This is a genomic window from Aeromonas sp. QDB68 (genome assembly GCF_027707405.1).
In the GTDB taxonomy this organism is placed as follows: domain Bacteria; phylum Pseudomonadota; class Gammaproteobacteria; order Enterobacterales; family Aeromonadaceae; genus Aeromonas; species Aeromonas caviae.
In genome coordinates this window covers 1-711 of record NZ_JAPCIQ010000242.1, presented here as the reverse complement: position 1 = coordinate 711, position 711 = coordinate 1, and the positions used below count along the sequence as shown (strand labels likewise).

At 66.2% G+C, this 711-nt stretch carries 1 protein-coding gene; it reads left to right on the top strand.

What is annotated here, in order from left to right; translation table 11 throughout:
- The coding region (locus PG892_RS22455; RefSeq protein ID WP_270825932.1) for a VCBS domain-containing protein at window positions 1-711 on the top strand (711 nt) is incomplete at both ends.

Sequence of the window (711 nt, the reverse complement as noted above, 5' to 3'; positions counted from 1 at the left end):
CAACCTGGTCCTCAATGGCAACGTCATCACCAACGACGTGCAGGGGGCGGATGGCGCGGCGGTGACCGCGGGCACCCTGAGCGGGACCTACGGCAGCCTGGTGCTCAATGCCAACGGCACCTACACCTACACCCTCAACCCGAACGACGGTGACTTCAAGGCGCTGACCGGGGGCGGGGTGGGCAGCGAAGTGTTCACCTACACCCTGACGGATGCGGACGGAGACGTGAGCACGGCGACCCTGACCCTGACCATCAAGAACGACGATGACGGGGTGACCATCACCAACCTGACGCCCAAGGGCGAGGGCGGGGATGCGAAGGTGTACGAGGACGACCTGCTGGCGACCCGCGGCGCGAATGAGTCGGCGGGGTCGGACAGCAGCAAGGAGTCGACCACGGTGACGGGGGACTTCACCATCAGCGCGCCGGACGGGGTGAAGACCCTGAGCGTGGGTGGCATCAACATCGTGGTGAACGGGGTGGTGGCGGGCTTCCCGCTGAGCGGGGTGACCACGCCGCTGGGCAACACCCTGACCATCACCGGGTACAACCCGGCGACGGGGCTGGTGAGCTACAGCTACACCCTGAACGACAATGAGGCGCACCCGACGGCGGACGGCAACAACAGCCTGTTCGAAGACTTCGCGGTGAGCCTGGTGGACAGCGACGGGGACTCGGCCTCGAACACCCTGAGCGTGCAGATCGTGGA